Raw genomic sequence first — 24,123 nt, forward strand, 5'->3', positions numbered from 1 at the left:
GCTGGCTGCCTGTTCTCCTCTTGCGACGACCCCGATGCCATTGCGCCAGCGCCTCGAAAACCTGCCGGTCGGCCAGAAACTGCTGGCCGCCCTGCTGGTACTGTTGATCACCGTTTTGCTGGTGGCCAACCTGACCTTTATCAGCGCCGCCTACTGGATCTCCCAGGAAAGCATGGCCCCCCAGGCGTTGCAGACTATCGGCCGGCTGGTCTCCAACCCGTCGATAGCCGCACAGGCGCTGAACTCGCCGCAGGACGCGGAAAAACTCCTGAATGAACTCAACAGCTATTCCCCCTTGCGTGCCGCCGCACTGTACGACGGCAAGGGCCAACTGCTGGCACAGGTCCAGCATGGCGATCACCTCGAGTTGCCCAAGCGTTTCCGTCATATCGAAGCCTGGCAGGCCACCGAGTTTCGTAGCAATCAATTGATCCCCCTGCCACGTCCAGATGCGGCACCCGGGCATTTGCTGCTGGTGGCCAGCAGCGAATTGCCGGTGGCGTTCTACACCGGCACATTCACCGCCAGCCTGGGGATCCTGATCTTCAGCATCCTGCTGTGGTTGCTGATTGCCCAGCAGATCAAGCGCCTGATTACCCAGCCTATCCACCAGCTCGAAGAGCTGTCGCGCCAGGTCACCCGGGAAGAGAACTACGCCCTGCGTGCCTCACGCGGCAACCACGATGAAATCGGCAGCCTCGCCGAAGCCTTCAACACCATGCTGTCGCGCATCGAAGCCCGGGAGCAGCAGCTCAAGCGAGCCAGGGACGACTCCCAGGCCGCGTACGACCAGGCCCAGGGCCTGGCCGAAGAAACCCGCCACACCAACCGCAAGCTGGAGCTGGAAGTCCAGGTGCGGAGCAAGATCGAGAAAAAGCTCACAGGCTTCCAGAATTACCTCAACAGCATCATCGACTCCATGCCCTCGGCGTTGATCGCCCTCGATGAACAGCTCTACGTGACGCAGTGGAACCAGGAAGCCAGCGCCCTCTCCGGTACGCGCCTGGACGAGGCACTGAACCAGCCGATCTTCCTCGCCTTCGAACCGCTCAAGCCATTCCTGCCGCAACTCAAGGAAACCGTCGAGCAGCACAGCGTGGTCAAGATCGAGCGGGTCACCTGGTTCAAGGACGACGAGCCCAAACATTACGCCCTGACCTTTTACCCACTGATGGGCGGTGCCGGTCGGGGCGTGGTGATCCGTATCGACGACATCACCCAGCGTCTGTCCCTGGAAGAAATGATGGTGCAATCGGAGAAGATGCTTTCGGTGGGTGGGCTCGCAGCCGGCATGGCCCACGAGATCAACAACCCTCTGGGCGCGATCCTGCACAACGTGCAGAACATTCGTCGGCGCCTGTCCAGCGAACTGCCGAAGAACCTCGAAACCGCGCAACAGCTCGGTGTCGAACTGGATAACGTCAATCAGTACCTGCAGACCCGCGAAGTGCCGCAATTGCTGGACGGCATTCAGCAAGCCGGGGCCCGCGCGGCGAAAATCGTCACCCACATGCTCAGCTTCAGCCGCCGCAGCAACCGGCAGATGGCCCCCTGCGACCTGCCGGCACTGATCGACCAGGCCGTAGAGATCGCAGGCAACGACTTCGACCTGGCGATTGGTTTCGACTTCAAGGGCCAGGCAATCATTCGCCAGTTCGACCCACAGCTGGGACCGGTGCCCGGCACCGCCAACGAACTCGAGCAGGTGCTGCTCAACCTGTTGAAAAACGCCGCCCAGGCCATTCACCAACGCGAAGACGACCGCGAACCCGGCCGGATCACCCTGCGCACCCGGCTCAATCCACCCTGGGCGGAAATCCAGGTCGAGGACAACGGTATAGGCATGAGCGAGAGCGTGCGCAAACGCACCTTCGAACCGTTCTTCACCACCAAGGAGATCGGCCAGGGCACCGGCCTCGGCCTGTCCGTGTCGTATTTCATCATCACCAACAACCACAAGGGCCAGATGGAAGTGCAGTCGACCCTCGGCCAGGGCACCTGCTTTACCCTGCGCCTGCCGTTGAGCGGCTTCCCCGTCGCCCCTCACGAACTCAACCAACTGGAGCGCTAGGCATGGGTTTTCGCCTGTCAAAGATCTACACCCGCACCGGTGACAAAGGTGAAACCGGCCTGGGCGATGGTCGCCGGGTGCCCAAGGATCACCCGCGCATCGAGGCTATCGGCGAAGTCGATACATTGAATAGTCAGGTGGGGGTGCTGTTGGCCGGCCTGGCCGAGCACAGCGATCACTGCGCCGGGTTGACTGAAGTGATCGAAGTCCTGGCGCCTTGCCAGCATCGACTGTTCGATCTCGGCGGTGAGTTGGCAATGCCTGAGTATCAAGCGCTGAACGCACAGGAGATCGAGCGCCTGGAGGCGGCGATTGACGTATGGAATGACGAGCTGGGGCCGCTGGAGAATTTCATCTTGCCCGGTGGCTCGAGCCTGATTGCCCAGGCCCATGTCTGCCGCAGCCTGGCCCGCAGCGCCGAACGCCGTTGCCAGCAACTCAACGCCATCGAGCCCCTGGCAGGGGTCGGGCTGGCGTATATCAATCGGTTGTCGGACTTGCTGTTTGTCGCTGCCCGCTTGATTGCCAAGCGTCAGGGCATCAGCGAGATCCTCTGGCAGGCGGCGAAAAAACCCGAGGCCTGATCACCCCGGGGATTATCCCCACACACCCGCCAGGCTCAGGCTTGTGGCCAGAACGCTCGAATCCCGGCCACACCCTGAGCGCCCGCTTCCCAGGCTTGCTGGCGTTCGGCGGGACCGACGCCCCCCAGCAGGTACACCGGCTTGCTGAAACCGGCGATCAGTTCTCGCGCCTGCTCCCAACCCAATGGCGTGGCATCCGGGTGAGTCTGAGTCGGCTGCACCGGCGACAGAGTGACAAAGTCGACGCCCATCTGCTCGGCCAGGCTCAGTTCCTCTGCGTTATGACACGAGGCTGCGAGCCAGCGCTCGGCCGGCAACGGTCGCCCGGCGCTGGCGTATTTGCGTAACTGCGCGGCGGTGATGTGCCAGCCGGCGGAGGGGAAATCCCCCAGCCATTCAAACGGCCCCTTGAGCATCAATTGCGCCTTGCCCGCACACAAGCCCACGGCATCCACCGCCAGGTCGCGGTATTTCGGGTCGTAGCCGTTGGGGGCTCGCAGTTGCACCAGCTTGATGCCACCAGCGATGGCTTTCTGTATGCCACGCAGCAGCTCCGGTGGTTCCAGGCCTTCCGGGGTAATCAGGTAGTCGGCCGGCAACCGCGCAGCGGCGACAATCGACAAGTTGGCGGCAGGAAACTCGTAATTGCCCAGCTCACGCGCCGTCACCCAGGCCAGTGGCTGGCCTTCGGCACCATGAGGTTCGCCGGTGAATGCCGAAACTTCCCAGACATCCAGCAACACCTGCTTGTCCGGGTAGTCGTGCCGGACCTGGATCAACGGACGCGCGGCACTGACCCCGATCCCCAACTCTTCGTGCAGTTCGCGGGCAAGCGCGGCCTGCACGGCCTCGCCCTCCTCGACCTTGCCGCCGGGAAACTCCCACAGGCCGCCCTGGTGCTGGGTATCGGCGCGGCGCGCAATCAGGATCTTGCCACTGGCGTCACGGATGACTGCTGCCGCTACATGGACTCGTTTCACCGCACTACTTCCTCTAAACCGGCTTTCTGCCAGGCCTGGAAGGCTGGCCATTGATAAATCGTTTCCACGTAAGCCGCTGCGTCAGCCGGCAATTCGACCTGATAGGTGCGCAGGCGCACGGCAATCGGGGCGAAAAACGCATCGGCCAGGCTCACGCTGCCAAACAGGAACGGACCGCTTTCGGCCGACGCCGCCCGACACTCGGCCCACAGCGCCAGCATGCGCTGGATTTCCGCCTGGACATCGGCAGGCATCGGCACCAGTGGTGCGTCCCGGCTCAAGTCAAAAGGCATATTGCCGCGTAGCGCAAAGAACCCACTGTGCATCTGCGCGCAGGCAGAACGGGCCTGGGCACGGGCCGCGATATCCCGCGGCCACAGGGGTGCCTCGGGGAAGCGCTCGACCAGGTATTCGGCGATGGCCAGGGAATCGGCGATGGTGCCATGCTCGGTCTTGAGCAGCGGCACCTTGGCCGTCGGCGAATGCTTGAGCAGACGCTCGCGGGTATCCGGCTGGTTGAGCTTGATGATTTCTTCGGAGTAGGTCGCGCCCGCCAGGTTCAGTGCCAGGGCACCGCGCAGGGACCAGGAGGAATAGAGTTTGTCGCCGATGATCAGGTGGTAGCTCATATACGCGTCCTTTGGTTGAGGGGGGTACAGGCCAGAAATCGCCAACGCGTGGCAGGCGCCACTCCCACAGAACTATTGTGGGAGCGGGCTTGCCCGCGATCAGGTCGCCCAGATCTTACGTACGGTACTCGGCGTTGATTTTCACGTACTCGTGGGACAGGTCGGTGGTCCAGATGGTTTCGCTGCAGTCGCCGCGACCCAACTCGATACGGATCGTGATTTCCTCACGCTGCATCACCGCCGAACCCTGGGCTTCGGTGTAGGTGGCGGCGCGAGCACCCCGGCTGGCAATGCACACTTCGCCGAGGAACACATCGATCTTGCTCACGTCCAGATCCGGTACGCCGGCACGGCCGACCGCCGCCAGGATACGACCCCAGTTTGGATCGGAGGCGAACAACGCGGTCTTGATCAGCGGCGAATGCGCCACGGTGTAGCCGACGTCCAGGCATTCCTGGTGAGTGCCGCCGCCGTTGACTTCGACGGTGACGAATTTGGTCGCACCCTCGCCATCACGGACGATGGCCTGCGCCACCTCCATGCACACCTCGAACACCGCCTGCTTCAACGCCGCGAACAGCGGGCCGCTGGCTTCGGTGATTTCCGGCAGCGCGGCCTTGCCGGTGGCAATCAGCATGCAACAATCGTTGGTCGAGGTGTCGCCATCGATGGTGATGCGGTTGAACGACTTGTTGGCGCCGTCGAGCATCAGGTTTTGCAGCACTTCACGGGACACCTTGGCGTCGGTCGCGATGTAGCCGAGCATGGTCGCCATGTTCGGGCGGATCATCCCGGCGCCCTTGCTGATGCCGGTTACGGTGATGGTCACACCGTCGTGCTGGAACTGCCGGCTCGCGCCCTTGGGCAGGGTGTCGGTGGTCATGATCCCGGTGGCCGCAGCTTCCCAGTTGTTTTCCGACAGGTCGTCGAGGGCAGCCTGCAGTGCACCTTCGATCTTCTCGACCGGCAGCGGTTCGCCGATCACACCGGTGGAGTACGGCAGCACCAGGCTGGCATCGACGCCGGTCAGTTCGGCCAGCTTGGCGCAGGTGCGCTCGGCAGCCGCCAGGCCAGGCTCACCGGTGCCGGCGTTGGCATTGCCAGTGTTGGTCAGCAGGTAACGCACCGGACCCTGGACGCGTTGCTTGGCGAGGATCACCGGCGCCGCGCAAAAGGCGTTCAAGGTGAAGACACCGGCAACGGTCGAACCTTCGGCACAGCGCATGACCACCACATCCTTGCGCCCAGGGCGCTTGATGCCAGCCGAAGCGATACCGAGTTCAAAACCGGCAACCGGGTGCAACGTTGGCAAAGGACCAAGACCAACAGCCATGAATGCGCTCCTCTAAATAGGTGATGTCTGCAGCGTCGACGCGGGCCTGGATTAACCGGCGTCGGTGACCTGAATGGAAAAACGCCGCGACGGCAGAAGCCGGTCGCGGCGCGGGTATTTCAGCGATTGAAACGGGTTTTACTGGATCTGCCCGTGGCAATGCTTGAACTTCTTGCCCGAACCGCAGTAGCACAGCTCGTTGCGGCCCAGCCTCTGCTCGTTGCGTACCGGTGCGGTAGCGAGGGCCACGTCGACCTCTTCGCCGATCTGCTCCGGCTGCTCCAGGCCTGGGGCTTCTTCATGCAGGAACTGCATGCGGGCCGCCAATGCCTCGGCTTCCTGGCGCAGACGCGCTTCTTCTTCGGCGGGATCTTCGCGACGAACCTGAACGTGCGACAGCACACGGATCGAGTCACGCTTGATCGAGTCCAGCAGTTCGGAGAACAGGGTGAACGACTCGCGCTTGTATTCCTGCTTCGGGTTCTTCTGCGCATAACCACGCAGGTGGATACCGTGACGCAGGTGGTCCATGGTCGACAGGTGGTCTTTCCACAGGTCGTCGAGGACGCGCAGGACGATTTGCTTCTCGAAGGTGCGCAGGGCTTCGGCGCCTGCCTGGTCTTCTTTCTCGTTGTACGCGGCGATCAGCTCTTGCATCAGCTTCTCGCGCAGGGTTTCTTCGTACAGGTGATCGTCTTCGTCAAGCCACTGCTGGATCGGCAGCTTCACCCCGAAATCGCTTTCCAGCGACGCTTCCAGACCGGCAACGTCCCACTGTTCAGGCAGCGACTGCGGAGGAATATGCGCCGATACAGTGGCGTTGAGCACGTCCTGACGGAAGTCGGCGATGTTTTCACCGATGTTGTCGGCGGCCAGCAACGTGTTACGCATGTGATAGATCACTTTACGCTGTTCGTTGTTGACGTCGTCGAACTCCAGCAGTTGCTTACGAATGTCGAAGTTGCGCCCTTCAACCTTGCGCTGGGCCTTTTCGATGGCGTTGGTCACCATGCGGTGCTCGATCGCTTCGCCAGGCTGCATGCCCAGGGCCTTCATGAAGTTCTTCACCCGGTCAGAGGCGAAGATGCGCATCAGGCTGTCTTCCAGCGACAGGTAGAAGCGGCTGGAACCCGCGTCACCCTGACGGCCGGCACGACCACGCAACTGGTTGTCGATACGGCGCGATTCGTGACGCTCGGAAGCGATCACTTGCAGGCCACCCGACTCCAGCACTTGCTGGTGACGCTTCTGCCAGTCGGCCTTGATCTGGGCGATTTGCTCAGGGGTCGGATCTTCCAGGGAGGCGACTTCCACTTCCCAGTTGCCGCCCAACAGAATGTCGGTACCACGACCGGCCATGTTGGTGGCGATGGTCAGCGCACCCGGGCGACCGGCCTGGGCGATGATCTCGGCTTCCTTCTCGTGGAACTTGGCGTTCAGGACCTTGTGTTCAATGCCTTCCTTCTCGAGCAGGCGCGACATGTGCTCGGAAGTTTCGATGGTCGCCGTACCTACCAGGACCGGACGGCCAGCGGCCATGCTTTCCTTGATGTCGGCAACGATGGCAGCGTATTTCTCGTCCGCGGTGAGGAACACCAGGTCGTTGTAGTCTTTACGCGCCAGCGGCTTGTTCGGTGGAATGACCATGACCTGCAGGCCATAGATCTGGTGGAATTCGAACGCTTCGGTGTCGGCTGTACCGGTCATGCCGGACAGTTTGTTGTACAGACGGAAGTAGTTCTGGAAGGTGGTCGACGCCAGGGTCTGGCTCTCGGCCTGGATGTTCAGGTTTTCCTTGGCCTCGATGGCCTGGTGCAGGCCTTCGGACAAACGACGGCCCGGCATGGTCCGGCCGGTGTGTTCGTCGACCAGCACGACCTGGCCATCCTGCACGATGTACTCGATGTTGCGATGGAACAGCTTGTGCGCGCGCAGACCGGCATACACGTGGGTCAGCAGGCCCAGGTTATGCGCCGAGTACAGGCTTTCGCCCTCGGCCAGCAGGCCGATGCGGGTCAGCACTTCTTCGATGTACTGGTGACCGGCTTCGTTGAGTTCGACCTGGCGGGTCTTCTCGTCAACGGTGTAATGGCCAGCCTGGGTGACTTCGCCTTCGACTTCTTCGACGTGCAGCTTCAACTGCGGGATCAGTTTGTTGATCTCGATGTAGAGCTTGGAGCTGTCTTCGGCCTGGCCGGAGATGATCAGCGGGGTACGGGCTTCGTCGATGAGGATCGAGTCGACTTCGTCGATCACGGCAAAATTGAGTTCGCGCTGGAATTTTTCTTCCATGCTGAACGCCATGTTGTCGCGCAGGTAGTCGAAACCGAATTCGTTGTTGGTGCCGTAGGTGATGTCGCAGGCGTAGGCCGAACGCTTTTCTTCCGGCGGCTGGAACGGCGTCACGACGCCGACGGTCAGGCCGAGGAATTCATAGAGCGGACGCATCCAGTTGGCGTCTCGACGGGCCAGGTAGTCGTTCACGGTCACTACGTGGACGCCCTTGCCGGACAGCGCGTTGAGGTATACGCCCAGTGTTGCCACCAGGGTCTTGCCTTCACCGGTACGCATTTCGGCAATCATGCCTTCGTGCAGGGTCATGCCGCCGATCAACTGAACGTCGAAGTGGCGCATGCCCATGATGCGTTTACCGGCTTCACGGGCAACCGCGAAGGCTTCTGGCAACAACTTGTCGAGGGTCTCCCCTTTGGCGAAGCGGGCCTTGAACTCGGCTGTCTTGGCACGCAACTGATCGTCCGAAAGGGCCACCATTCGCTCTTCGAAGGCATTGACGAGTTGCACCGTCTTGAGCATGCGTTTGACTTCACGCTCGTTCTTGCTTCCAAAAAGTTTCTTTAACAAAGGCGCAAACATATCGGCAGGATCTTCCACACTAAAGGGATGGAGGGCGGCCCCGTGAGTCGCCCGAGCAGCCCTCATGGCCGCATGCGAACGAGCATTCTACCCGGAAACGATGGTGAGGAAAGTGGCGATATTCCACGATGCTGGCACAGCGTTATGACGGGGCTCACTTAAAATAAGGGCTTTTTGCTCAACTTCAAGCCATTCACGGCAGAAGTTAGTCGTTGATTTAATGGGTAAAGCGCGAACAAAGCAATGGGCGGGTGCGACGCCCGCTTTCTGCTACCATGGCGGCTCTGTTACTTCAGGTGTCTGATCATGGCATTTCGCCCTCTTACGGCCAGAGCACCCGCCGTTTTACTACGCGAAGCCAAACCGCTAAAAGCCATTCTCGGTCACGCACAACGCCTGGCTCATTTACAGCGCCTGCTCGAAAGCCAGTTGCAGCCGGCGGCGCGTGAACATTGTCATGTCGCGTCGTGGCGCGAGGGGCGACTGCTGCTGATCGTCACCAACGGTCACTGGGCAACCCGCTTGCGCTACCAGCAAAAACGCCTGGAGCGCCAACTGCAGGCGTTCGACGAATTTGCCCGCCTGACCCGCATCCAGTTCAAAGTGCAACCGCCGACCATCCAGCACGGCGCTGCCGGGCACACCATGGACTTGTCCTGCGACGCGGCCTCGACCATCCAGGCGACGGCCGATGGAATCAGCGATCCCAACCTGCGCGCCGCACTGGAGCGCCTGGCCGCCCACGCCAGGCCAAAAACCTGAGCCGCTAGCGACGCTTGCTGCCGCCCAGCAGCGACCCCATCAAGCCGCGAACCAGTTGCCGACCGAGCTGATTGGCCGCCTGGCGCATGGCCGACTTGAGCGCCTGCCCGGCGGCGGTACCGAGGAACTCACCGGCCTTGTCGGTAAAACTCGGTTCCTCTGCTGTCGGTTTGTTCGCCGGATCCGGCGTTTCGGGCGCCAACCCCTTGCGCCCCATCAACACTTCGTACGCCGACTCCCGGTCGATTGGCTTGTCATACCGGCCGACCAACGGCGAACTGGCGATCAGCGCAGCACGCTCTGCCTCGCTCAATGGCCCGATGCGTGATTGCGGAGGCGCCACCAGCACGCGCTGGACCATCTCCGGCGTGCCTTTTTCCTGCAGGGTGCCCACCAGTGCCTCGCCAATCCCCAACTCGGTCAGGACTTCCAGGGTGCTGAATGCGGGGTTCGGCCTGAAGCCATCGGCCACCGCCTTCAGCGACTTCTGCTCCTTGGCGGTAAACGCCCGCAGCCCGTGCTGGATACGCAGCCCCAACTGGGCCAGCACGTCATCGGGCAAGTCGCCGGGCGACTGGGTGACGAAGTACACGCCCACGCCCTTCGATCGAATCAGCCGCACCACCTGCTCCAGCCGGTCCTGCAACGCTTTGGGGGTGCCGGTGAACAGCAGATGGGCCTCGTCGAAAAACAACGCCAGCAGCGGTTTCTCGGCATCGCCGCGCTCGGGCAGTTGTTCAAACAGCTCTGCCAGCAGCCACAGCAGGAAGGTCGCGTAAACCTTGGGCGCTTCGTGCACCAGGCGGCTGGCGTCGAGCAGGTGAATGCGCCCACGGCCATCGCTGGCCGGTGCGAGGATGTCCTGCAACTGCAGCGCCGGCTCGCCAAACAAGGCTTCGGCGCCCTGCTGTTCCAGCGTGGCCAGGCGCCGCAACAGGGCCTGGCTGGAGCCGGTAGTCATCAGCGCTGCGTCATCGCCGAGTAACTCGGGATGTTCCTTGAGGTGATTGAGCAGGGCCTTGAGGTCCTTGAGGTCGAGCAGCAGCAAACCCTCACGGTCGGCCACCTTGAACGCCGCATACAGCGCCGACTGCTGGCTGTCGGTCAGTTCCAGCAAGCTGCCCAGCAGCAACGGACCCATTTCACTCAAGGTGGTGCGCAGTGGATGACCGGATTGACCGTGGATATCCCACAACGTCACCGGATAGGCGCGCGGCTGATAGTTGAGCCAGGGCATGCCGGCGATGCGTTCGGCGACCTTACCCTGGGGGTTGCCTGCCGCACCGAGGCCACACAGGTCGCCCTTGATGTCGGCGGCAAACACTGCGACCCCGGCGTCGCTGAACGCCTCGGCCAGGCGCTGCAGGGTGACGGTCTTGCCGGTCCCGGTGGCGCCGGCCACCAGTCCATGACGGTTTGCCAGGCGCATCGCCTGGGCAATCGGCTGAGCTTGAAGGTCTGCACCAATAACGAGTTGCAATGAATCAGGCATTTTTTCACCCATGGTTAAGCTTTGGTCCTACACAGCCGATAGATAGAAGCGAGAGACCAGACTGAAAATCAGGTCGGATAATTCCCTAAGGAAAGACGGAAATATCAGCTTCTGTGCAATGGCGCCTACTTTGCGCGCCTTTATAGCAACACGCCCTACACAATAAGACCTTAGCGGACATACAAGCCATGAACAAAAATCTGCGCTTCAGCCACAAAATCCTGCTTGCCGCCGCCCTTATCGTCATTGCCGCGTTCGCCACGTTTACGCTGTACAACGACTATCTGCAGCGCAACGCGATTCGCCAGGACCTCGACAATTATCTGACTGAAATGGGTGACGTCACCGCACGCAACATTCAGACCTGGTTGAGCGGGCGCATTCTGCTGGTGGACAACCTGGCCCAGAATATTGCGATCAACGCCGATGACAACCACGTCGCCGAGCTGCTTGAGCAGAAAGCCCTGACATCGACCTTCATGGCTTCCTACCTGGGGAATGCCGGCGGCAGCTTCACCATCCGCCCGGATGTGAAAATGCCTGCCGGTTTCGATCCGCGCACCCGCCCCTGGTACAAAGGCGCGGAGAACAGTGGCAACGCCACGCTGACCGAACCTTACATCGACGCTGCCACCGGCCAGACGATCATTTCGATTGCCAGCGCTTCGAAAAAAGCCGGACAAAGCGTCGGCGTGGTCGGCGGCGACCTGAGCCTGCAGACCCTGATCGACAACCTCAAGGCCGTGGATTTCGGCGGCATGGGTTACGCCTTCCTGGTCAGCGCCGACGGCAAGATCCTGGTCCACCCGGATAAATCGCTGGTCATGAAGCCTCTCAGCGAAGCCTTTGCGCAGAACACCCCACGCATCGGCAGGGAGTTCACCGAGGTCGAGGTGGACGGCAAGACACGGATTTTCACCTTCAGCCAGATCAAGGGCCTGCCGTCGGTCAACTGGTACATCGGCCTGTCGGTGGACAAGGACAAGGCCTTCTCCATGCTCAGCGAGTTCCGCACCTCGGCGATCATTGCCACGGTGATCGCCGTGGTCGTGATCATCGCCCTGCTGGGCATGCTGATCCGCTTGCTGATCCAACCGTTGCACGTGATGACTCGCGCCATGCAGGACATCGCCGACGGCGAAGGCGACCTGACTCGCCGCCTGGCCATCCACAATCACGACGAATTCGGCACCCTGGGCATTGCCTTCAACCGCTTTGTCGAACGCATCCACGGGTCGATCCGCGAGGTCTCGTCGGCCACCGAGCATGTCAACGAAGTGGCCCTGCGCGTGGTCAGCGCCTCCAATTCGTCGATGCTCAACAGTGACGAGCAGGCCAGTCGCACCAACAGTGTTGCCGCGGCGATCAATCAACTGGGGGCCGCCGCCCAGGAAATCGCTCGCAACGCCGCGCAAGCCTCGCACCAGGCCAGCGATGCGCGCAGCCTTGCCCAAGACGGCCAGCAAGTGGTCGATCGCAGCATTGCCGCGATGAATCAGCTGTCGAGCATGCTCAGCACCTCCAGCACCAATATCGAGTCGCTGAACAGCAAAACCGTGAACATCGGGCAGATCCTCGAAGTCATCACCAGCATCTCCCAGCAGACCAACTTGCTGGCGCTCAACGCGGCCATCGAGGCGGCGCGCGCCGGTGAGGCCGGACGCGGGTTTGCGGTGGTAGCCGACGAAGTGCGCAACCTGGCGCACCGCACCCAGGAGTCGGCGCAGCAGGTGCAGGGCATGATCGAAGAACTGCAGGTCGGCGCCCGCGAGTCGGTCAGCACCATGGGCGACAGCCAGCGCCACAGCCAGGACAGTGTGGAGATTGCCAACCTTGCCGGCGAGCGCTTGAACAGCGTGACCGTGCGCATCGGCGAAATTGATGGCATGAACCAGTCAGTCGCGACGGCCACCGAGGAACAGACCGCCGTGGTGGAATCGATCAACATGGACATTACCGAGATCAACACCCTCAATCAGGAAGGTGTTGAAAACCTGCAATCAACCCTGCGCGCCTGTTCCGACCTGGAACAGCAAGCGGCTCGACTCAAGCAGTTGGTGGGCAGTTTCCGCATCTAGGGCTTTTTTGCAGGGGTGTCCGGTTCGGGCGCTTCCTGCAATTGCTGCCACAGTTCGGCCGCACCCGGGAAGTCGGTGCCATCGTCACTGCCGAGATCGTCGGGGTCGTAACGGCTCAGGCAGCCTTCCCCCAGCGTGGCCGGGGCCTTTGAAGTGGCTTTATCCAGTGGATCGCTCACGGTCTGCACCTTGAAACGAAAAAGGGCCTCAAGCGTACAACGCTTGAGGCCCTTTGGCATGTCAACGACGACTCAGAACACCACGGTCTTGTTGCCATGCACCAGCACGCGGTCTTCCAGGTGATAACGCAGGCCACGGGCCAGCACCATCTTCTCGACGTCGCGACCGAAGCGCACCATGTCTTCAATGCTGTCGCTATGGCTGACGCGCACCACGTCCTGCTCGATGATCGGACCGGCGTCCAGCTCTTCGGTCACGTAGTGGCAGGTTGCGCCGATCAGCTTGACGCCACGCATCGAAGCCTGGTGGTACGGCTTGGCGCCGACGAACGACGGCAGGAAGCTGTGGTGAATGTTGATCACCTTGTGCGCGTACTCGGTGCACAGCTCCGGCGGCAGGATTTGCATGTAGCGCGCCAGGACGACCACTTCGGCGTCATGTTGCTTGACCAGGCGCGACACCTCGGCGAAGGCCGGCTCTTTATTCTGCGGATCGACCGGCACGTGGTAGTACGGGATGCCGTGCCACTCGACCATGCTGCGCAGGTCATTGTGGTTGGAGATCACGCAGGAAATCTCGCAGTCCAGTTCGTCGCTGTGCCAGCGGTGCAGCAAGTCCGCCAGGCAGTGGGATTCGCGACTGGCCATCAACACCACGCGTTTTTTCTGCGCGGTGTCGGTGATGCGCCAGTTCATCGAGAACTCTTCGGCAATCGGCGCAAAGGCCTCGCGAAATTCTTCAAGACCGAATGGCAGCGAGTCGGCACGAATTTCGTGACGCATGAAGAACCAACCACTTTGCGTGTCCGAGTGATGGCTCGCTTCAGTGATCCAGCCATTGTGTGATGCCAGAAAGTTACTGACCTTGGCGACGATGCCGACGCCGTCCGGGCAAGCAATCACTAGGCGAAAAGTGCGCATGGGGGGAAAACTCCAGAACTTCACAAAGGCGGCCATTCTAGCGATTGCGCAGCAAAACTGCAGTATTCCTGAGCAATGCGCTCAGCCGCCGCCCCTTGTCCGCCCCTCACAGCGGGTGGTTATCGCGACTAAACCCACAAGCGGCTGCTATTGAAAAACAGCCTGCAAACGACTTGTGAATAACTGTGATCACGGCCGCGATTATTTAAAAACAACGGTCTTTTTTCAGCAGACTGACTCTAATTAATTAAATTAAAGCCAGCGGATTGTTTACTTGATGAAACACCCTGACTATTATTGCGCCACTGTCCCCTGCCAACCAGCGTCCAACATAAGGTAGTCCTCATGTCCCTGATCAACGAATATCGCGCCACCGAAGAGGCGATCAAAGAGCTGCAAGCCCGTTTGAAGAACCTGTCCCAAGACGACAAACTGCAAACCGAGCTGGAATTCGAAGGCAAACTGCGCACCCTGATGGGCGAATACTCCAAATCCCTGCGCGATATCATCGCCCTGCTGGATCCGGAATCCAAAGTTAAAGCACCGCGTGGCGCTGTGAAAACTACCGGCACCAAGCGTGCACGCAAGGTCAAACAATACAAGAACCCACACAACGGCGAAGTCATCGAAACCAAAGGTGGCAACCACAAGACACTGAAAGAGTGGAAAGCCAAGTGGGGCGGCGACGTGGTTGAAAGCTGGGCAACCCTGCTGGGCTAAGCTGCAGCACGTCTCGCAGGTTCACTTGCGAACACCGAAAAACGCCAGCTTTCGCTGGCGTTTTTTTATGGGTTTAATTCAACATATTTCATCCGTGTATTCACAATCCCAAACGACTGCGTACGTCCTCGACGTATTCACTCCACTCATCCAACACCGCAAGCCCATGCTCGCTGGCATTGATCGAACATTGGGCGACGGCGCGATTAAAGTCCTCCAGTGTATTCGGCGCGCCCCATTGCCCGTCAGTCAGGCGTTGTTGGCAGAACATTTTCCAGCGTTGCTGTTCGCGTTCATCCAGGGTTTCGAGAAAGTTGCGCGCGCGATATCGAAATAATAATTCAGGCAGACGTTCATCATCGAAAGGCCATTGTTCTTGCGCCAGTTGCACAGGATCGGACGTTCTCACTTGCTCGCATAAACGCCGATCGCGGTCGCCAATGAAACCGTCATACAACTGCTGCTCGGGATCTTCACTTGGGGTGAATGCTTCGGCGGCATAGATCGCCTGGACTTTCGATTGCCAGACTTGCTGTGCGTCACTTAGCCGCAATGCCCGCGCCTGGTACAACGGCATATCCAGTTGCAGGCGCTGCTGATCTTCTTCGCGCAGAACCGATAACGGTGCGACCACCGGACAACGGTTGATATGAATCAGTTTGAGCGGCACCGGCAATTCGCCGGCCGCGAGATCTTCACGGCGGGTATACAGGCGCTGACGCAGCGATTGCGCGTCATCCTCAAGCAACCCCTGGGGATCGAGGTGCAAATCACAGACGATCAGTGCGTTGCGGTTACGCGGATGCCAGGCCAGCGGCAGCACGACACCGACATAATGACGCGCCGCAGAGAAACGTCCGGAAATATGCACCAGTGGCTGCAGCAAACGAATCTGATCCATGACCTTCTGCTTGCTGCGCAAGGCAAACAGCCAGTTATAGAGTTTGCGCTGCTTGTCGCGGATCAGCCGTGCCAGGGCAATGGTCGCGCGCACGTCGGACAAGGCATCGTGGGCCTGTCCATGGTCAATGCCATTGGCGGCGGTCAGGCGCTCGAGTTTCAGGGTGACGCGGCCCTCTTCCTGCGGCCATTCGATGCCGTCGGGACGCAGGGCGTATGCGGTGCGCACCACGTCGATCAAATCCCAGCGACTGTTGCCGCCCTGCCATTCCCGGGCATAAGGATCAAAAAAGTTGCGATACAGGCTGTAGCGGGTCATTTCATCGTCGAAACGCAGGGTGTTGTAACCGGCGCCACAGGTGCCGGGCGCGGCCAGTTGCGCGTGCACCCGGGTCATGAAATCGGCCTCGCACAGGCCCTTCTCGGCCAGGCGCGACGGGGTGATCCCGGTGATCACACAGGCTGCCGGATGAGGCAGGATGTCGTCGCTGGGACGGCAGTAGAGATTGACCGGGGCATCGATCTCGTTCAGCTCCAGATCGGTACGAATGCCGGCCACTTGCAGCGGTCGGTCGCAGCGTGGGCTGATCCCGGTGGTTTCGTAGTCGTACCAGAAGATGGAAGTCACGGGCGGTTCCTGAACGTTGGATCGGCGAAGTCTAGGCGCTCATGCCGGGTCTAGACCAGTCATGCTGTTATACGAGCCCGCACAGATTTGTCGTTGCCCCCGGCCGAACACTGCTAGCATCGGCCTTACGTACGTGATGCTCAGGCCCTTTCACCAGGCTGCCCATGACTCAGACTTCAGCACCGCCAAGGAAAGCACCGCTGCCCGCGCCACTGGATACGCACTACCAGGTCGAAACGCCAGAAGGCATCGACCTGCCGTTGCGGCCGGCCGGGTTGCTGCCGCGTGCCCTGGCATTTGCCATCGACCTGGGGCTGCGCGCCGTAGTCCTGGGACTGCTGTTGGTCGTGCTCGCCTTCCTCGGCAAGATCGGCGTGGGCCTGGGCTCGGTGCTGCTGTTTGTGCTGAGCTGGTGGTACATGGTGCTGTTCGAGGTGCTCAATCAGGGCCGCTCGCCCGGCAAGCAACTGATGGGCTTGCGGGTGGTACAGGACGACGGAACGCCCATTGGCTGGTCCGCCTCGCTGATCCGCAATCTGCTGCGTTTCGTCGACATGCTGCCCTTCGGCTACAGCCTCGGCGCCCTCAGTTGCCTGCAGCACCCGACCTTCAAACGCCTGGGCGACATCGCCGCCGGCACCCTGGTGATCTATCGCGACCAGGCCATCAGGCGCCCGCAACTGCCGGCGGCCCCTGCCTTGCGCGCGCCCTTCAGCCTGAGCTTGAGCGAACAACGCGCGGTGTCGAGTTTTGCCGAGCGTCAGGCGCAACTCTCCAGCGAACGGGTGCAGGAACTCGCCGCGTTGCTGGCCGAACCGCTGGGTGTCAACCCGCAGCAGGCGATCGCCGAACTCAATGGTATTGCCAGTGGCTTGCGGGGGCCCGAATGAAACAGAGCCAGTTCGAGAGCCGCCATCAGGCGCAATGGCAGGCCTTTACCCGCGACCTTGATCTGCTGGAACGCGGCAAGGCGAGTGCCGAGCAGGCGCGCGCATTCCCCCGCGATTACCGGCGGCTGTGCCAGCATCTGGCACTGGCGCAGGAGCGCGGGTACAGCAGCTATCTGGTCGATCCCCTGCAACAACTGGCACTGCGCGGCCACCAGGTGCTGTACCGTCAGCGCAGCCGGGCAGGCGCTCAACTGCTGGCCTTTGTCCTCGCCGATTTCCCGCGCCTGGTGCGTGAATCCTGGCCCTTCCTGCTGGTGGCGGGGCTGTTGTTTCTTGCTGCGTTGCTGGGCATGGCGCTGCTGGTCTACCTGTTTCCGGAGCTGGTCTACAGCCTGCTGTCAGTAGAACAGGTGAGCGAGATGCAGGGCATGTACGATCCCGCCGCCGGCCACCTGGGGCGCGACATGGAACGGGCCGCCAGCGATGACTGGGTGATGTTCGGCTACTACATCATGCACAACACCGGCATTGCTTTTCAGACCTTCGCCAGCGGCCTGTTGCTGGGCCTTGGCAGCGTGTTTTTCCTGGTGTTCAACGGCCTGCTGATCGGCGCCATCGCCGGCCACCTGACGCGCATCGGCGTTGGCGAAAACTTCTGGTCGTTCGTCATCGGCCATGGCGCTTTCGAACTCAGTGCGATTGCCATTGCCGGGGCTGCCGGGCTGCAATTGGGATGGGCATTGATCGCGCCGGGCCGCCTGGCCCGCGGTGCAGCGTTGCGCCTGGCTGCGCGCAAAAGCGTGCTACTGATGTGCGGGGTCATGCTGATGCTGTTGATCGCCGCTTTTATTGAAGCTTATTGGTCATCGCGCACGGGCACCGCCCCTCTGGGCAAATACCTGGTGGGAGCCGCCCTGTGGGGCCTGGTGGCGTTCTATCTGATTTCCGTCGGCAAGACCCGCCATGCGCCTGAATGACGCCAGCGTGGTAATCCGTCCCCGCAGCAGCTGGGAAGCCATCGACCTGGGCGTACTGCTGTGCCAGCGTCATCGCCGCCTGCTGATGGGCAGCTGGGCGCTGGTCACCCTGTCGGTGTTCGCCCTGCTGAGCGTGCTGCTGTGGGATTCCCCGGGCATCGCCATGCTGCTGTTCTGGTGGCTGAAACCAGCGTTCGAACGACTGCCGCTGTACATCCTCTCCGGCGCCCTGTTCGGCCAGACTCCTAGTCTGCGTCAGGCGCTGCGCCAGTGGCCGCGCCTGCTCAGACCGCAACTGCTCGCCAGCCTGACCTGGCGGCGCCTGAGCCTGAGCCGCAGTTTCTGCCTGCCAGTGCTGCAACTCGAGGGCCTTGGCGGGCAAGCACGCCAGCAACGCCTGGCGGTCCTGCAGCAACGCGATGGCGACGCCGCGCGTTGGCTGACCATCCTCGGCGCAGCGCTGGAAACCAGCCTGTGGCTGGGCTGCATGAGCCTGTTCTACCTGTTCCTGCCCACGCAGATCGAACTGGATTGGGACTGGCAGACGCTGATCGACGCCAGCGAACAGGACTGGCTCTGGCTCGAGCACCTGATCAATCTGTTCTACGCGCTGGTGCTGATCGTCTGGGGCCCGGTCTACGTGGCTTGCGGTTTCAGCCTGTACCTGAACCGCCGCACGGTGCTGGAAGCCTGGGACATCGAACTGCAGTTTCGCCGCCTGCGCCAGCGCCTGAGCGGTGTGGTCGGCGCACTGCTGGTGCTCGGGCTGTTGTCCCTACCCGCCCCACAAGGGGCTTTCGCCAGCGAGGCCGATGCCCCCGAATCGCCACGCCTGCTCCAGCAACCCCTGACCAGCGAGGCCGCGCGCCAGGGCATCAACGCCTTGCTCGACGCCCCGCCGTTCAAGAATACCGAGACCGTCACCCGCTATCGTTTCAGCGACGAGGCGGATGACGCGGGACACAACGGCAAGCTCCCCGGGTGGCTGAAGACCCTGTTCGGACTGTTCGACAGCCAGCGTTTCGGCGGTCTCGCGCAGGTCATTGAAGTGCTGCTGTGGACCACCCTCTGCGGTCTGATCGCCTTGTTGAGCTGGCACTACCGCGCGTGGCTGCAGACCTTTGTCAGTCGTCGCAGACCCATTCAGCCCCCCGCCAGCCCGTCCTCCTCGGCGCAGCTGTTTGGCCTCGATCTCGACCGCGAGAGTCTGCCCGAGGACGTCGCCAGCCAGGTCGAAGCCCTCTGGCGGGAACATCCTCGCCAGGCCCTCGGCCTGCTCTATCGGGCACTGTTCAGCCGCCTGCTGCACGACTTCGAACTGCCCCTGACCAGCGCCGACACCGAAGCCCAGGTGCTGGCACAGGTCGAACGCCTCGGGCAACCTGAGCTGCAGCGCTTCAGTCAGAGCCTGACCCTGCATTGGCAAAACATGGCCTACGGTCATCGCCTGCCGCCGGCGGCGCTGCAACAGCAACTCTGCCAGGGCTGGCGCGCGCTGTTCGAGCCGGGAGCACGGCGATGAGTCGACGCCTGGCGGTGCTCGGCGCCTTGATCGGCGGGCTGCTCTGCGCGTTGGCGCTGTACCTGTACCTGCACGCCAGGCCCTATCAGGACACCATTGAGCATGGTCCCGCCCCCGAGGCGCTGAACAACCCGTACCTGGCGGCCGAACGTTTCTTGCGCGAGCAAGGCTTGAGCGTGGAGCACGTCAACAGCCTCGATAGCCTGCCGCGGATTCAACCGCGCCAGCACGGCCTGTTGCTGCTGGGCGAACGGGACAACATGACCCCGGCCCAGGTCGACCAGGTGCTGGCCTGGGCCCATGCCGGCGGGCGCTTGCTGTTTGTCGCCCAGGCGCTGTGGAATGAGCAGACCGCCAGCAGCCAGGACCTGCTGCTGGACCGCGTGCACCTACAGCAGTTCATGACCAAAGACCTCAAGGACGTGCCGGCCGACGCGGCGCAGGACCGCTATCCGAACCTGACCAAACTCTATCTGGAAGACGAACAGGCGCCGGCCTACGCCAGCTTCGACCCGCAGTTTCATCTGGAGGACCCGCAAGACCTGGCCCAGGCCTGGGCCAACAGCGCCCTGGCCACGCACCTGATGCAACTGCCCTGGGGCGAGGGTTCGGTCACTGTGGTCACCGACGCCGAACTGTGGAAGAACAACGCGATCGGCCAGTACGACAACGCCTGGCTGCTCTGGTACCTGTACGCCGACACTGACGTCACGCTGCTGTTCGACGTCGATCACGACAACCTGCTGGGCCTCCTGTTGCGCTACTTCCCCCAGGCCCTGGTGGCCCTTGACGCACTGCTCGGCCTATGGCTGTGGCACGTCGGTTGGCGTCACGGGCCGCTGCAACCTGCCCCGGCAAAAGCCCGGCGGCAATTGCAGGAGCATGTGCGCGCCAGCGCCGATTTCCTGCTCCGCCGTGCCGGCCAGCAGAGCCTGTTGCAGGGTCTGCAGCACGACCTGCTGCGACGCGCCCGGCAACGTCATCCCGCGCTCGATCAACTCGACCCGGCCGAACAATCGCAAGTGCTCGCGCGCTTGACCGGGCACGCCCCCGAGAGCATCGCCCAGGCCCTCGGCCCGCCTGGCAAACACCGCTTGTCGAGCAGCCAATTCAGCCGTCAGGTCGCCCACCTGCAGAACCTCAGGAATGCCTTATGAGCGAATCCTTCGTCCCCCCGGACAACTCCCGCGCCGCCCAGCAACGGCAACGCGCCAGCCAACTGGCGCAAGCCGTGCGCCTTGAACTGAACAAGGCGGTGATCGGCCAGGGCAGCGTCATCGATGATGTATTGAGTGCCCTGATTGCCGGCGGCCATGTGCTGCTTGAAGGCGTCCCGGGCCTGGGCAAGACCCTGCTGGTGCGCGCCCTGGCCCGCTGCTTCGGCGGCGAGTTCGCGCGCATTCAGTTCACCCCCGACCTGATGCCCAGCGATGTCACCGGGCATGCGGTCTACGACCTGCAGACCGAGCAGTTCAAGCTGCGCAAGGGCCCGCTGTTCACCCATCTGCTCCTGGCCGACGAAATCAACCGCGCGCCGGCCAAGACCCAGGCCGCCCTGCTCGAAGCCATGCAGGAACGCCAGGTCACCCTGGAAGGTCGGGCCCTGCCCATCGCCCAGCCGTTCATGGTCCTGGCCACGCAGAACCCGATCGAACAGGAAGGCACTTACCCGCTGCCGGAGGCCGAGCTCGATCGTTTCATGCTCAAGGTGCGCATGGATTACCCGGATGCCGAGCAGGAGCTGGAGATGGTGCGCCAGGTCAGCCGCTCGACCCGCGCCGACATGCTCGACGTGCAGCCGCTGCGCACGCTGCTGCAAGCCAAGGACATCCTCGCCCTGCAACGGATCGCCAGTGAACTGCCGCTGGATGAGCAGGTGCTCGACTACGCCGTGCGCCTGGCCCGCACCACACGTACCTGGCCCGGCCTGATCCTGGGCGCCGGACCGCGCGCCTCGATCGCCCTGGTGCGAGTCGCCCGGGCGCGAGCGCTGTTGCGCGGCGGCGAATTCGTGACCCCCGACGACCTCAAGGGCTGTGCCCTGGCGGTGCTGCGCCATCGGGTGCGGATTGCACCGGAGCTGGACATCGAGGGCTACGACGTCGATCAGGTGCTCAGGCAGATGCTCGAGCAGATTCCGGTCCCCAGGTTGTGACCGGGAGCATCGCGCCATGAAACCTACGCGCCTGCTGCTGATCTGGCTGGTCGCGCTGCTCGGCCTGAGTATCGTGCAGGGATCACTCAGGGCCCTGGGTATCGACCTGGGACCAAACCTGCAAGCGCTCAACTGGGCGCTGCTGCTGGCGCTGCTGATCCTGGCGCTGCTCGACGCAGCGCGCCTGCTGCGCCGCCCGTCGCCACGCATCGAGCGGCGGCTGCCGGGCAGCCTGGCGCTGGGACGCTGGAGCGATGTGCAGATCAGCGTGCAGCACGACTACCGCCAACCCCTGAGCATCGAGCTGTTCGACCACGTCCCCGACGGTTTGAGCTTCGAGCAACTGCCACACTCACTGGAGTTGCAACCGGGCCAGTCCAGTCAGTTCAGCTACCGCCTGCGCCCCTTGCGCCGCGGACACTTCAGCTTTACTCAATGCGAAGTCAACCTGCCCGGACAACTGGGTTTGTGGACGGCACGGCGCTACCTGCAGGTCAGCGACAGCACCCGTGTCTACCCGGACTTCGCGCACCTGTACGGCGCGCAGTTGCTGGCGGTCGACAGTTGGGTCAGTCAGTTGGGAGTGCGCCAGCGCCAACGGCGTGGCCTGGGCCTGGAATTTCATCAATTGCGCGAGTTTCGCGAGGGCGACAGCCTGCGCCAGATCGACTGGAAAGCCACGGCCCGGCAACGCACGCCGATTGCCCGGGAGTACCAGGACGAGCGCGACCAGCAGATCATTTTCATGCTCGACTGCGGCCGGCACATGCGCAGCCAGGACGGCGAGTTGTCGCACTTCGACCATGCGCTCAATGCCTGCCTGTTGCTCAGTTACATCGCCCTGCGCCAGGGCGATGCGGTGGGCCTGATGACCTTCGCCGGCGAGCAGTCGCGCTACCTGCCTCCGGTCAAGGGCAGCGGTCAACTGAATGTGCTGCTCAACGGCGTCTACGACCTGGACAGCAGCCGCAAACCTGCCGACTATCAGGCCGCAGCCAGCCAACTGCTGGCCCGGCAGAAACGCCGGGCGCTGGTGGTGCTGGTCACCAACCTGCGCGACGAAGACGACCAGACCCTGCTCGCCGCCGTCCAGCGCCTGGGCAAGCAGCACCGGGTGCTGGTGGCCAGCCTGCGTGAAGAAGTACTCGACCAACTGCGCCAGGCGCCGGTGCAGACCCTGGACGAAGCCCTGGCCTACTGCGGCACCCTGGACTACCTGAACGCCCGCAACGAACACCACGAACACCTGGCGGCCCACGGCATTCCCCTGCTCGACACCCGCCCAGCCGAGCTGGGCACGCAACTGGTGAACCGCTACCTGAGCTGGAAAAAGGCTGGCGTGCTGTAGCGAGCGAACGGCTAGGCCGAGGCCGCCGCGGGATAAAAACTGAAGTACTGCTGCAGGGCACTCACCAACTGTGCGTATTCCGGCGGCGCCTCCTGCAGGATGAATCCGGCGTCGTAATGATGGGGCGTGGCGTCTTCATGGCACCACTGGCAGCAGGCGCGCAGGTCGATCACCTGGGAGATGTAGTCGCTGGCCGGGATCTTCAGGCGCAAGTCAAAAACTGCGCCCACCATCATCGGCAGGTGACTGATGAGCATCAGGCCGTCCTCGGAGACGTTGCCGATAAAGCCGATGGGTTTGTCCGTGATGCTATTGAAGACTTTGAGAAAATACGGCAGTTGGTGCCGCTCTATCCGGCGTTCTGTGAACATATCGAAAATCGCTTTGCCAAGGCCCTTCAGCAGGGTCGCACTACTGCTTCGCAACGAGCCGACAGTAGCGGCTCGCTGTCCCCGCTTGCGGTGCGAATGGCCTTGACTGGCGCTCGCGCTACGGCTGCCGCACACGGGTAACACCGACGTTTCAGGGAAACGCTTCAGTCGAATATTAGCTCATGACGCCGACACGGCCAGTCATTGAATGATAATCACCATTACAGCCCCGCGGGACTGCTCCTGGCGCTGCGTGGCGGATACCAGCCCAGCGACTGCAAGGTTTCCAGGCGGGCACGGGCGCGGTAGGCGTACTCGTTGTTCGGGTATTGGGCGATGATGAACTGATAGGTCTGGGCCGCATCGACGTAGAGTTTCTGGCGCTCCAGGCACTGGCCACGCAACATTGACACCTCGGGCTGGACGTAGCGGCGCGACCGACTGGTGCGATCGACCTGGGACAGTTCGAGCATCACCCGCTCGCAGTTGCCGGCGTCGTAGGCCCGATAGGCGGTGTTCAGGTGATGGTCCATCGACCAACGGGTGCAGCCCACGACACTCAGGGCCAGGCCAGCTAAAAGCACGAATCGCATGAGGGTTCTCCTGTCTTGAAAGCTGTATCGACCCGTGGGCGAAAATCTTCAGTGCGGCGTGTTCAATAAAGAAACCGATAAGTAGTGCAAACGAACAATGACTACATCTGCGCAGC

General features: G+C 62.2%; 20 protein-coding genes and 2 pseudogenes. 12 read left to right on the forward strand and 10 right to left on the reverse strand.

The features are described 5' to 3' along the window. Positions 1-34 precede the first annotated feature (34 nt). On the forward strand, positions 35-2,071 hold the full coding sequence (locus tag ACZYR5_RS02200; protein ID WP_489088108.1) for a sensor histidine kinase: 2,037 nt from the start codon (positions 35-37) through the stop codon (positions 2,069-2,071). Positions 2,072-2,073: 2 nt separating this feature from the next. Continuing rightward, a complete protein-coding gene (locus tag ACZYR5_RS02205) occupies positions 2,074-2,655 on the forward strand; it encodes a cob(I)yrinic acid a,c-diamide adenosyltransferase (RefSeq protein WP_489088107.1) in 582 nt (193 codons plus the stop codon). Between the two features lie 35 nt (positions 2,656-2,690). Here the strand turns inward: ACZYR5_RS02205 and ACZYR5_RS02210 are convergent, their stop codons facing one another. The 4 genes from ACZYR5_RS02210 to secA form a co-directional block, all read right to left on the reverse strand. Continuing rightward, positions 2,691-3,635 carry a Nudix family hydrolase gene (locus ACZYR5_RS02210; protein ID WP_489088106.1) on the reverse strand — a complete coding sequence of 315 codons (945 nt, stop codon included), beginning with the start codon at positions 3,633-3,635 and terminating at the stop codon, positions 2,691-2,693. Then, positions 3,632-4,264, reverse strand: a complete 633-nt coding sequence (locus ACZYR5_RS02215; protein WP_489088105.1) for a glutathione S-transferase family protein — start codon at positions 4,262-4,264, stop codon at positions 3,632-3,634. Before ACZYR5_RS02215 ends, ACZYR5_RS02210 begins: the two co-directional genes overlap by 4 nt. 115 nt (positions 4,265-4,379) lie before the next feature. Further along, the gene (argJ, locus tag ACZYR5_RS02220) at positions 4,380-5,597 is read right to left on the reverse strand and encodes a bifunctional glutamate N-acetyltransferase/amino-acid acetyltransferase ArgJ (protein WP_489088104.1); all 1,218 of its coding nucleotides are present in this window, start codon (positions 5,595-5,597) and stop codon (positions 4,380-4,382) included. Positions 5,598-5,735: 138 nt separating this feature from the next. Continuing rightward, positions 5,736-8,471 carry a preprotein translocase subunit SecA gene (gene secA / locus ACZYR5_RS02225; protein ID WP_489088103.1) on the reverse strand — a complete coding sequence of 912 codons (2,736 nt, stop codon included), beginning with the start codon at positions 8,469-8,471 and terminating at the stop codon, positions 5,736-5,738. Between the two features lie 306 nt (positions 8,472-8,777). Here secA and ACZYR5_RS02230 point away from each other — a divergent pair, with 306 nt between their 5' ends. Next, positions 8,778-9,233, forward strand: a complete 456-nt coding sequence (locus ACZYR5_RS02230; protein ID WP_489088102.1) for a DUF721 domain-containing protein — start codon at positions 8,778-8,780, stop codon at positions 9,231-9,233. A 4-nt stretch (positions 9,234-9,237) separates the two neighbouring features. On the opposite strand, the gene ACZYR5_RS02235 is transcribed toward ACZYR5_RS02230, so the two are convergent. Beyond that, positions 9,238-10,725, reverse strand: a complete 1,488-nt coding sequence (locus ACZYR5_RS02235) for a helicase HerA-like domain-containing protein (RefSeq protein ID WP_489088101.1) — start codon at positions 10,723-10,725, stop codon at positions 9,238-9,240. A gap of 188 nt (positions 10,726-10,913) precedes the next feature. Here ACZYR5_RS02235 and ACZYR5_RS02240 point away from each other — a divergent pair. Beyond that, positions 10,914-11,945 (forward strand): annotated as a pseudogene (locus tag ACZYR5_RS02240) (HAMP domain-containing protein); the annotation flags it as partial. A gap of 93 nt (positions 11,946-12,038) precedes the next feature. Then, entirely contained in the window at positions 12,039-12,803 is a 765-nt protein-coding gene (locus ACZYR5_RS02245) for a methyl-accepting chemotaxis protein (protein WP_489088473.1), read from the forward strand. Here ACZYR5_RS02245 and ACZYR5_RS02250 read toward each other — a convergent pair. Together ACZYR5_RS02250 and purU are read right to left on the reverse strand one after the other, a co-directional pair. Further along, positions 12,800-12,982: a hypothetical protein gene (locus ACZYR5_RS02250; protein ID WP_489088100.1), complete on the reverse strand. Its 183-nt coding sequence runs from the start codon at positions 12,980-12,982 to the stop codon at positions 12,800-12,802. The genes ACZYR5_RS02245 and ACZYR5_RS02250 overlap by 4 nt on opposite strands. 72 nt (positions 12,983-13,054) lie before the next feature. Next, positions 13,055-13,903 carry a formyltetrahydrofolate deformylase gene (gene purU, locus ACZYR5_RS02255; RefSeq protein WP_489088099.1) on the reverse strand — a complete coding sequence of 283 codons (849 nt, stop codon included), beginning with the start codon at positions 13,901-13,903 and terminating at the stop codon, positions 13,055-13,057. Between the two features lie 345 nt (positions 13,904-14,248). Between purU and mvaT the strand changes: the two genes are divergently transcribed. Next, on the forward strand, positions 14,249-14,623 hold the full coding sequence (mvaT, locus tag ACZYR5_RS02260) for a histone-like nucleoid-structuring protein MvaT (RefSeq protein ID WP_083356977.1): 375 nt from the start codon (positions 14,249-14,251) through the stop codon (positions 14,621-14,623). A 100-nt stretch (positions 14,624-14,723) separates the two neighbouring features. Here the strand turns inward: mvaT and sbcB are convergent, their stop codons facing one another. Next, entirely contained in the window at positions 14,724-16,151 is a 1,428-nt protein-coding gene (gene sbcB / locus ACZYR5_RS02265) for an exodeoxyribonuclease I (protein WP_489088098.1), read from the reverse strand. A gap of 164 nt (positions 16,152-16,315) precedes the next feature. On the opposite strand from sbcB, the gene ACZYR5_RS02270 reads away from it, so the two are divergent. From ACZYR5_RS02270 to ACZYR5_RS02295, 6 genes and pseudogenes are all read left to right on the forward strand, one after another. Beyond that, positions 16,316-17,041 (forward strand): RDD family protein, encoded by a 726-nt coding sequence (locus ACZYR5_RS02270; protein ID WP_489088097.1) that lies wholly within the window; start codon positions 16,316-16,318, stop codon positions 17,039-17,041. Continuing rightward, positions 17,038-18,018, forward strand: coding sequence for a stage II sporulation protein M (locus ACZYR5_RS02275; protein WP_489088096.1), 981 nt, complete (start codon positions 17,038-17,040; stop codon positions 18,016-18,018). The genes ACZYR5_RS02270 and ACZYR5_RS02275 overlap by 4 nt, the downstream gene beginning before the upstream one ends. Then, positions 18,005-19,540 (forward strand): DUF4129 domain-containing protein, encoded by a 1,536-nt coding sequence (locus ACZYR5_RS02280; RefSeq protein WP_489088095.1) that lies wholly within the window; start codon positions 18,005-18,007, stop codon positions 19,538-19,540. The genes ACZYR5_RS02275 and ACZYR5_RS02280 overlap by 14 nt, the downstream gene beginning before the upstream one ends. Continuing rightward, positions 19,537-20,697: a DUF4350 domain-containing protein gene (locus tag ACZYR5_RS02285; RefSeq protein ID WP_489088094.1), complete on the forward strand. Its 1,161-nt coding sequence runs from the start codon at positions 19,537-19,539 to the stop codon at positions 20,695-20,697. Before ACZYR5_RS02280 ends, ACZYR5_RS02285 begins: the two co-directional genes overlap by 4 nt. Before the next feature lie 6 nt (positions 20,698-20,703). Beyond that, positions 20,704-21,695: pseudogene (locus ACZYR5_RS02290) on the forward strand (AAA family ATPase); the annotation flags it as partial. Between the two features lie 16 nt (positions 21,696-21,711). Continuing rightward, the gene (locus ACZYR5_RS02295) at positions 21,712-23,043 is read left to right on the forward strand and encodes a DUF58 domain-containing protein (RefSeq protein WP_489088093.1); all 1,332 of its coding nucleotides are present in this window, start codon (positions 21,712-21,714) and stop codon (positions 23,041-23,043) included. Between the two features lie 11 nt (positions 23,044-23,054). Here ACZYR5_RS02295 and ACZYR5_RS02300 read toward each other — a convergent pair whose 3' ends face one another. Continuing rightward, positions 23,055-23,414 (reverse strand): PilZ domain-containing protein, encoded by a 360-nt coding sequence (locus ACZYR5_RS02300; protein ID WP_489088092.1) that lies wholly within the window; start codon positions 23,412-23,414, stop codon positions 23,055-23,057. A gap of 221 nt (positions 23,415-23,635) precedes the next feature. Beyond that, positions 23,636-24,007 carry a tetratricopeptide repeat protein gene (locus ACZYR5_RS02305; protein ID WP_489088091.1) on the reverse strand — a complete coding sequence of 124 codons (372 nt, stop codon included), beginning with the start codon at positions 24,005-24,007 and terminating at the stop codon, positions 23,636-23,638. Positions 24,008-24,123 lie beyond the last annotated feature (116 nt).

Source organism: Pseudomonas sp. F007, from assembly GCF_057814275.1.

Coding starts and splice junctions, on each gene's coding strand:
- ACZYR5_RS02200 (WP_489088108.1), top strand. CDS start 35: ATGCCATTGCGCCAGCGCCTCGAAAACCTGCCGGTCGGCCAGAAACTG.
- ACZYR5_RS02205 (WP_489088107.1), top strand. CDS start 2,074: ATGGGTTTTCGCCTGTCAAAGATCTACACCCGCACCGGTGACAAAGGT.
- ACZYR5_RS02215 (WP_489088105.1), bottom strand. CDS start 4,264: ATGAGCTACCACCTGATCATCGGCGACAAACTCTATTCCTCCTGGTCC.
- argJ (WP_489088104.1), bottom strand. CDS start 5,597: ATGGCTGTTGGTCTTGGTCCTTTGCCAACGTTGCACCCGGTTGCCGGT.
- secA (WP_489088103.1), bottom strand. CDS start 8,471: ATGTTTGCGCCTTTGTTAAAGAAACTTTTTGGAAGCAAGAACGAGCGT.
- ACZYR5_RS02230 (WP_489088102.1), top strand. CDS start 8,778: ATGGCATTTCGCCCTCTTACGGCCAGAGCACCCGCCGTTTTACTACGC.
- ACZYR5_RS02235 (WP_489088101.1), bottom strand. CDS start 10,725: ATGCCTGATTCATTGCAACTCGTTATTGGTGCAGACCTTCAAGCTCAG.
- ACZYR5_RS02245 (WP_489088473.1), top strand. CDS start 12,039: ATGCTCAACAGTGACGAGCAGGCCAGTCGCACCAACAGTGTTGCCGCG.
- purU (WP_489088099.1), bottom strand. CDS start 13,903: ATGCGCACTTTTCGCCTAGTGATTGCTTGCCCGGACGGCGTCGGCATC.
- mvaT (WP_083356977.1), top strand. CDS start 14,249: ATGTCCCTGATCAACGAATATCGCGCCACCGAAGAGGCGATCAAAGAG.
- ACZYR5_RS02270 (WP_489088097.1), top strand. CDS start 16,316: ATGACTCAGACTTCAGCACCGCCAAGGAAAGCACCGCTGCCCGCGCCA.
- ACZYR5_RS02275 (WP_489088096.1), top strand. CDS start 17,038: ATGAAACAGAGCCAGTTCGAGAGCCGCCATCAGGCGCAATGGCAGGCC.
- ACZYR5_RS02280 (WP_489088095.1), top strand. CDS start 18,005: ATGCGCCTGAATGACGCCAGCGTGGTAATCCGTCCCCGCAGCAGCTGG.
- ACZYR5_RS02285 (WP_489088094.1), top strand. CDS start 19,537: ATGAGTCGACGCCTGGCGGTGCTCGGCGCCTTGATCGGCGGGCTGCTC.
- ACZYR5_RS02295 (WP_489088093.1), top strand. CDS start 21,712: ATGAAACCTACGCGCCTGCTGCTGATCTGGCTGGTCGCGCTGCTCGGC.
- ACZYR5_RS02300 (WP_489088092.1), bottom strand. CDS start 23,414: ATGTTCACAGAACGCCGGATAGAGCGGCACCAACTGCCGTATTTTCTC.
- ACZYR5_RS02305 (WP_489088091.1), bottom strand. CDS start 24,007: ATGCGATTCGTGCTTTTAGCTGGCCTGGCCCTGAGTGTCGTGGGCTGC.